Consider the following 7,792-nt stretch of genomic DNA (forward strand, 5'->3'; position numbering starts at 1 on the left):
CCCTCGATCACCGCGAAGGCCAGGGCCGTGAGCGCCACGACCGCCGTCAGCTGGCCGGGCAGGTCCAAGGGTGCGGGACGGCGCTGCGAACTCGGTGCCCGGACCAGCAGCACCAGCGCTGTCAGGCCCAGCGGCACGTTGACGAAGAAGATCCCCCGCCAGTCCCACACTGTCGTCACCGCACCACCCACCACCGGACCCAGCGCGACCGCCGCCGAGCCACCGGCCGTCCACACCGCCACGGCCCGCGCCCGCCTGCCGGGATCCGTGTACGCCTGGCGCACCAGGGCCAGCGACGCCGGGAGCACCACGGCCGCGGCCACGCCCTGCACGACCCGCGCCACGATGAGCACCGGCAGGCTCGGCGCAAGCCCGCACCCCGCCGACGCCAGCGTGAACACCGTGATGCCCAGCGCGTACGCCCGGCTCGCCCCGGCCCGGTCCGCGAACGCCCCGGTCGACAGCATCAGCGCGGCGAAGGACAGGGTGTAGGCGTCCACGACCCACTGGAGCCCCGACAACCCGCCCCCGAGGGCCGCCCCGATCGACGGCAGCGCCACGTTCACCACGGACGCGTCCAGGACGATCAGCGCGAAGCCGAGGAGCGCGGCGGTGAGGGTGAGGGACGGGGAAGTACGGGGACTCAAGAAGATCTCCTGCCGCGTACCTGGTGGCTCGGATGCCATGCCTTCCGGGAGGATTCCCGCAGCGCGTCGCCCGCACATCATCCGCCACGATCAGCCGTACGGGAGGAACCGCCACGGGGACCGGTACGTCCTCCGCTGCATGATCGAACATCGTGTGAACCGTGACCGTGTGACCGGAGCGCGCGTGATCAGGACCGCGCTGCCCGCCGAGGCCCGGGTCATCGCCGACCTGCACGTACGAGCCCGCTCGACGTACTACCCCGGTGGCCTGCCCGACCCCGGGACCGACTGGGCCGCCCGCTGGCTCGACGCCATCGAGCGGCCGGACGGGCAGGTGCTGTGCGTGGTCGAGCACGGCCGGATCACCGGCATCGCGTCCTTCCGCAGGGCGGAGGGCTCGCCCGCCGGCACGGTGAAGCTCTTCCAGTTCCATGTCGACCCCGACCACTGGCGCGCCGGCATCGGCGGCGCTCTGCACACGGCCTGCGTCGAGCAGTGGCACGCCGACGGCACACGCACGGCGACCCTCGACGTGCACGTGGGCAACCGACGCGCCCAGCTCTTCTACGCCCGCCAGGGCTGGGTCCCCGACCCGGAGAACCCGCCCGCCGAGGACGACCACCATCTGTACCTGCGCCTGTCCCTGTCCGGGGAATGATCCCTGCTGATTGAACGTTCATGTACCCCGCGGAGGGAGTCTCCGTACCCGTACGACCTGGAGAGAGCCGAAGACATGCGCGTCGAGATCTGGAGCGACATCGCCTGCCCCTGGTGCTACGTAGGAAAGGCCCGCTTCGAGAAGGCGCTCGACGCCTTCCCGCACCGCGACCAGGTCGAGGTGGTGCACCGTTCCTTCGAGCTCGACCCCCGCCGCGCCAAGGGTGACATCGAGCCCGTCCTGAAGATGCTCAGCCAGAAGTACGGGATGAGCGAGGCGCAGGCGCGGGCAGGGGAGGAGAACCTGGGCGCCCAGGCCGCCGCCGAGGGACTGGCCTACCGCACCGAGGGCCGCGACCACGGCAGCACCTTCGACCTGCACCGCCTTCTCCACTTCGCCAAGGAACAGGGCAGGCAGGACGCGCTGCTCCAGATCCTCTACCGGGCGAACTTCGCCGAGGAGCGGTCCGTCTTCGCCGACGCGGACGCCTACCTCGTCGAACTCGCCGTCGAGGCCGGTCTCGACGCGGAGGGCGCCCGCGCGGTCCTCGCCGATTCCGAGGCGTACGCCGACGAGGTGCGTGCGGATGAGCGTGAGGCCGCGGAGCTCGGGGCGAACGGGGTGCCGTTCTTCGTGCTCGACCGCAAGTACGGCGTCTCGGGCGCGCAGCCCCTGGAGGTGTTCTCCCGGGCGCTCACCCAGGCGTGGGCAGACGCATAAGCGTTGCTTGGGACAACCCTCCAGAACATCTCAATGGACGAGGAGTTCCCTGGACCGCACAGTGGAGCCATGGACACCTTCGAGAGCCTCGTCAAAGCCGAGTTCGCCCCGAAGAACACCTACCTGAACACCGCGAGCACCGGGCTGCTGCCGGCCCGCACGGTGGACGCCATGCGGGTCGCCGTGGAGTCCGCCGCGGTCGGCAGGCCCACGGACATGTTCGCGGACGTGGAGGCGGCCCGGGCCTCCTTCGCCCGGCTGCTCGGGGTTCCCGGCCGCCGGGTGGCCGCCGGGGCCTCCGTCGCCGTCTACACCGGGCTCATCGCCGCCTCACTGCCCGAGGGAGCCGAGGTCCTCACCGCCGAGGCCGACTTCACCTCCGTGGTGAACCCCTTCCACATGCGCGGCGACCTGAAGGTGCGCACGGTCCCGCTGGAGCGGATCGCCGAGTCGGTGCGCCCCGGCACCGCGCTCGTCGCGGTCAGCGCCGCCCAGTCCGCCGACGGCCGGATCGCCGACCTGGACGCGATCCGCGAGGCCGCCCGCACCCACGGCGCGCGGACGTACATCGACGCCTCCCAGGCGGCAGGCTGGCTGCCCGTCGACGCGGACGCGTACGACTACGTCGCCTCCGTCGCCTTCAAGTGGCTCGTCTGCCCGCGCGGCGCGGCCTTCCTGGTCGTCCCGGAGGACCTCGGCGGACTCAACCCCGTCTTCGCCGGCTGGGTCGCGGGGGAGCACCCGTGGGACAGCTGCTACGGCCCGGTCGAGGAACTCGCCCACTCCGCCCGCCGGTTCGACGAGAGCCCCGCGCTGTTCAGTTACGCGGGCGCGCGGACCTCGCTCGAACTCGTCGAGGAACTGGGCGTGGAGCACATCCGGCAGCACGACCTGGCCCTGGCAGAACGCTTCCTCACGGGGCTCGGCGCACTCGGTCACGCAGCGGTCCCCGCGCCCGGCTCACCCATCGTCTCCGTGCCCGGACTGGGCCACCGACAGGCGGAATTGAGTCGTGCCGGAGTCGAGGTCTCCGACCGCGCGGGCCACTTGAGGGCGGCCTTCCACTTGTACAACACGCCCGCCGACGTCGACCGGCTCCTCGACGTCCTGTCCGGCTGACCCACCGGCACGGTCCGGCCGACGTAACGGCCCTATCCGGCCGACCCACTGGCGCGCGCCCGGCAGGGACGCTAGGAAGGCATCACGGAGGTGATGGTGCCGGTGGAGCAGGCGGCCGACAAGACCGTGCGCGTTCCCGCCGATGCGGAACTGCATCGGCGGCTCGTGTACGGGGACGAGTCCGCGCTGAACGAGGCGTACGCCGCGTACGGCGGGCTCGTCCGGGCGGTGGCCGTACGGGTCACGAGCAGCCCGGCCGCCGCCGAGGACGTGGCGCAGGAGGTCTTCGCGCAGCTGTGGAGCAGACCGTACGCGTTCGACGCGCGCCGGGGCTCCCTGCGCACCTGGCTGTCCATGATCGCCCACCGCCGGGCCGTGGACTGGGTACGCAGCGAGGCCCGGCACCGCAAGGACGCCCGCGCCGACGACTCCGCGCTGCACGCCATCCCCGACGCCGCACCGCGGCCCGACGAGGCGGTCGTCGACCGCGAGCGCTCGCTGCTGCTGCACTCCGCCCTCGCCGAGCTCCCGAGAACCCAGCGGGAGGTCGTACACCTCGCCTACTTCGCGGGGCGCACCTACCGGCAGGCGGCCGTGGAACTGGGGATACCCGAGGGGACCGCGAAGACACGGCTGCGCAGCGCGCTTCGGAAACTCGCAGAATCCCTGGCGGACCCGTCCGACCCGGCACCGGCGAGGGGCGCATGATGGGGGTACGGGCAGCGGAAGGAGGCGTGTGATGGCCACGGACCACGACGGCGTACGGGAACTGCTGGCGGCCTGGGCCGTCGGCGCGCTGCTGCCCGGCGACGAGAAGGCGGTACCGCTGCACCTGGCCGAGTGCGAGTCCTGCGCGGCGGAGGCCGAGCGGCTCCGGGAGACCGTGCGTCTGCTGGGCGGGCCTGCCTCCGGCCCCCGGCTGAACGGCGCGGGCGGCGCCGCGGGCGGCGTCCTCGCCGCCGCGCTGCGCGCCCGCCCCCGCGTCGCCCGGGTCGCCCCGCACGCCGCCCCGTACGCCGCGGCCGTGGCCGGGCTCCAGGCGCTGGTGCGGGAGATGGAGGGACGCTGGGCGACGCCGGTCGTGCACGACTGGAACGCGCACGCGACCGTCGCCCACCTCCTCGCCGCCGACGAGCCGCTCGCCCTGCGGCTGGGCCTCGACGCACGCGTCCCCGCCTCGCCGGTCCCCGGGGACACCCCCTGGGAGGACGCCTGGAACGCGCGCACCGCCGACGTGATCGCTCACGAGCTCACACGTGCTCCCGAGGACACCGTCGCCGCGTGGGCCGCGCAGGCCGCCGAGCTACTGGCCACGCCCGAAGCCCTCGACTCCGTACGCGCCGCGCACGCCACCACACTGATGGGCCTCAGACTGCCCGTCGCCGACCACTTCCTCGTGCGCGCCTTCGAGACCTGGATCCACACGGACGATCTCGGCCGCGCCCTCGGCCTGCCCGTTCCGCCGCCGCCCGAGGAGCACCTGGGGCTGCTGGTCCGCCTCGCCGTCCGCGTTCTGCAGCTGGCCCTGAGCAGCGCACCGCCGGTCCTGCTCGCGATGGCCGGGGCGGAGCCCGACGCGCAGTGGGTCCTCGGCTCCGAGGACGAGCCGGTCCAGGCCGAGCTCGTCCTCGACCCGGTCGACTTCTGTCTGCTCCTGGGCGGCCGGTACGAGCCCGACGCGGTACCGCGGGGAGCCACGGGCGACGAGGGAGCCGTACAGCGGGTACTGCAGACGGCGGCGGCGATGTCCTGGCTGTGACGCGGCCGGGCCCGGCACCCCACAAGGAGGTGCCGGGCCCGTTCAGCCCACCGCGTGGGTCACTTCACCGGCGTGAAGTCCCTCGCTCCGATACTGCATTTCCCGGGGGACGCTGCATCCCATGTGCGGCTCCGCCGCGGGCCGGACCCCCGGCCGGGGCTCGAGTCACCGGACAGGAGTGAAATCCCTCGCTCCGATGTACTCAGGCCTGGGAACCGGCGCCGAGAACGGCTCCACCGCTGTGTTGTCCACGCTGTTGAACACGATGAACACGTTGCTGCGCGGGAACGGCGTGATGTTGTCGCCGGAGCCGTGCATGCAGTTGCAGTCGAACCAGGTCGCCGAACCGGCCTTGCCCGTGAACAGCTTGATGCCGTAGTCGCCGGCCATGGCGGTCAGCGCCTCGTCGGACGGGGTGCCCGCGTCCTGCATCTGGAGGGACTTCTTGTAGTTGTCCTTCGGTGTGGCCCCCGCACACCCGAGGAACGTCCGGTGCGACCCCGGCATGATCATGAGGCCGCCGTTGGTGTCGTGGTTCTCGGTCAGTGCGATCGAGACGGACACCGTGCGCATGTTCGGCAGACCGTCCTCGGCGTGCCAGGTCTCGAAGTCGGAGTGCCAGTAGAAGCCGCTGGCCCCGAAGCCCGGCTTGACGTTGATCCGCGACTGGTGGACGTACACGTCCGAGCCCAGGATCTGCCGTGCCCGCCCGACCACGCGCTCGTCGCGCACGAGATTCGCGAACACCTCGCTGATCTTGTGCACCTCGAAGACGGACCGGATCTCCTTCGACTTCGGCTCGATGATCGAGCGCTCGTCGGCGCGGATCTCCGGATCGGTGACAAGCCGCTCCAGCTCGGCGTGGTACAGCGCGACTTCCTCGTCCCCGATGAGTTCCTCGATGGCGAGGAAGCCGTCACGCTCGTACGCCTGGAGATCGGCGAGCGAGACCGGGCCGGGGGTGCCCGGCGCGCCCCAGACGACCGGGTCCTGGCGCGGTACGGACACCTCGGCGGCGCCACGGCTCGGGTAGAGATCGGGGATGGCGGTGGGCATGGGCGTCGTGGTCATGGTGGGTTCAGGCCTCCTCGGTCAGCAGCGGGTACACGCCGTTCTCGTCATGGTCCTCCCGTCCGGTCACGGGGGGATTGAAGACACAGATGCAGCGGAAGTCCTCCTTGATCCGCATCGTGTGCCGCTCGTGCCCGTCGAGGAGGTACATGGTCCCGGGCGTGATCGTGTACTTCTGCCCGGTCTCGTCGTCGGTGAGCTCGGCCTCGCCCTCGACGCACACGACGGCCTCGATGTGGTTCGCGTACCACATCGACGTCTCCGTACCCGCGTACAGGACCGTCTCGTGCAGCGAGAAGCCGACCTTCTCCTTGGCGAGAACGATGCGTTTGCTCTCCCAGGTACCGGACGTGGCCTTGACGTGCCGGTCGGTGCCTTCGAGCTCCTTGAAAGAACGGACGATCACGGTGCTGTGACGCCTCCTTGATGTTGTGGGTGTGTTGGTGTGGGGGGATGGACTGGGGTGGGCCGTGTGGCTCAGGCCGTCTCGCGGACGGCGCGGGCGAGGGTGCGCAGACCCTCGTCGAGCTCCTCGGGCGTGATGGTGAGCGCGGGGAGCAGCTTGACGACCTCGCTCTCCGGGCCGGACGTCTCGATGAGCAGCCCGAGTTCGAAGGCGCGCTTGGCGATCCGGCCCGCACGGTCCTTGTCGTGGAACTCGATGCCCCACACCAGGCCGCGGCCGCGGAACTCCCTGACGGCGTCGGGGTTCTCCTCGGTGATGGCGCTCATCGCCTGCTCGACCTGCTCGCCGCGCTTGCGGGTCTGCTTCTCCATCGCGGAGCCGTCGGCCCAGTACGTCTCAAGGGTCGCGGCGGCCGTCACGAAGGCCGGGTTGTTGCCGCGGAAGGTGCCGTTGTGCTCGCCCGGCTCCCAGATGTCGAGCTCCGGCTTGAACAGGCACAGCGACATGGGCAGTCCGTAGCCGCTGATCGACTTGGACACCGTGACGATGTCCGGGGCGATGCCCGCCTCCTCGAAGGAGAAGAAGGCACCGGTCCGCCCGCAGCCCATCTGGATGTCGTCGACGATCAGTAGCATGTCCTGCCGCTCGCACAGCTCGGACAGGGCGCGCAGCCACTCGGGCCGGGCCACGTTGATGCCGCCCTCGCCCTGCACGGTCTCGACGATCACGGCGGCCGGCTTGTTGAGGCCGGAGCCCTGGTCCTCCAGAAGCCGCTCGAACCACAGGAAGTCCTCGACCGTGCCGTCGAAGTAGTTGTCGAACGGCATGGGCGTGCCGTGCACGAGCGGGATGCCGGCGCCGGCGCGCTTGAAGGCGTTGCCGGTCACGGCGAGCGAGCCGAGCGACATCCCGTGGAAGGCGTTGGTGAAGGAGACGATCGCCTCACGCCCCTTCACCTTCCGAGCCAGCTTCAGCGCGGACTCCACGGCGTTGGTGCCGGTCGGGCCCGGGAACATGACCTTGTACGGCAGGTCGCGGGGGCGCAGCACCAGGTTCTGGAACGCCTCCAGGAAGGCGCGTTTGGCGGTCGTCGACATGTCGAGCCCGTGGGTGACGCCGTCGCGCTCCAGGTAGTCGATCAGTGCCCGTTTCAGCACGGGGTTGTTGTGGCCGTAGTTGAGTGACCCGGCACCCGCGAAGAAGTCCAGGTACTCGTGGCCGTCCTCGTCGTACATACGGCTGCCCTGCGCGCGGTCGAAGACGGTGGGCCAGCCGCGGCAGTAGCTGCGCACCTCCGACTCCAGGGTCTCGAAGACGCTCAGGTCGGGCTGGGTGATGCTCACGGCGAATCGCTCCTCGATGCGTGGGGGGTGTTCGGGAGTGAGGGATGGGTTGGCTGAGGGGTCTGGGGG

Annotated in this window: 9 protein-coding genes; 5 read left to right on the forward strand and 4 right to left on the reverse strand. The window is 71.1% G+C overall.

Annotation, left to right across the window (positions count from 1 at the left end; translation table 11 throughout):
- On the reverse strand, positions 1–686 hold a 686-nt coding region (locus FNH08_RS38785), incomplete at its 3' end, for an MFS transporter (protein WP_152776225.1).
- Between the two features lie 100 nt (positions 687–786).
- On the opposite strand from FNH08_RS38785, the gene FNH08_RS38790 reads away from it, so the two are divergent.
- The 5 genes from FNH08_RS38790 (at position 787) to FNH08_RS38810 (ending at position 4,903) form a co-directional block, all read left to right on the forward strand.
- Positions 787–1,305 (forward strand): GNAT family N-acetyltransferase, encoded by a 519-nt coding sequence (locus FNH08_RS38790; protein ID WP_152776226.1) that lies wholly within the window; start codon positions 787–789, stop codon positions 1,303–1,305.
- Between the two features lie 75 nt (positions 1,306–1,380).
- Positions 1,381–2,025: a DsbA family oxidoreductase gene (locus FNH08_RS38795; RefSeq protein ID WP_152776227.1), complete on the forward strand. Its 645-nt coding sequence runs from the start codon at positions 1,381–1,383 to the stop codon at positions 2,023–2,025.
- 33 nt (positions 2,026–2,058) lie between these two features.
- Positions 2,059–3,144 carry an aminotransferase class V-fold PLP-dependent enzyme gene (locus tag FNH08_RS38800; protein WP_194238769.1) on the forward strand — a complete coding sequence of 362 codons (1,086 nt, stop codon included), beginning with the start codon at positions 2,059–2,061 and terminating at the stop codon, positions 3,142–3,144.
- Between the two features lie 90 nt (positions 3,145–3,234).
- A complete protein-coding gene (locus FNH08_RS38805; protein WP_322726178.1) occupies positions 3,235–3,852 on the forward strand; it encodes a sigma-70 family RNA polymerase sigma factor in 618 nt (205 codons plus the stop codon).
- Between the two features lie 31 nt (positions 3,853–3,883).
- Complete coding sequence (locus FNH08_RS38810) at positions 3,884–4,903, forward strand: maleylpyruvate isomerase family mycothiol-dependent enzyme (protein WP_152776230.1); 1,020 nt, start codon at positions 3,884–3,886, stop codon at positions 4,901–4,903.
- Between the two features lie 165 nt (positions 4,904–5,068).
- On the opposite strand, the gene thpD is transcribed toward FNH08_RS38810, so the two are convergent.
- From thpD to ectB, 3 genes are all read right to left on the reverse strand, one after another.
- Positions 5,069–5,959: an ectoine hydroxylase gene (gene thpD, locus FNH08_RS38815; RefSeq protein ID WP_152776231.1), complete on the reverse strand. Its 891-nt coding sequence runs from the start codon at positions 5,957–5,959 to the stop codon at positions 5,069–5,071.
- Positions 5,960–5,981: 22 nt separating this feature from the next.
- Complete coding sequence (locus tag FNH08_RS38820) at positions 5,982–6,380, reverse strand: ectoine synthase (protein ID WP_322726179.1); 399 nt, start codon at positions 6,378–6,380, stop codon at positions 5,982–5,984.
- Positions 6,381–6,451: 71 nt separating this feature from the next.
- Positions 6,452–7,723, reverse strand: coding sequence for a diaminobutyrate--2-oxoglutarate transaminase (gene ectB / locus FNH08_RS38825; RefSeq protein WP_322726180.1), 1,272 nt, complete (start codon positions 7,721–7,723; stop codon positions 6,452–6,454).
- Positions 7,724–7,792 lie beyond the last annotated feature (69 nt).

Source organism: Streptomyces spongiae (assembly GCF_009377185.1).
Classification (GTDB): domain Bacteria; phylum Actinomycetota; class Actinomycetes; order Streptomycetales; family Streptomycetaceae; genus Streptomyces; species Streptomyces spongiae.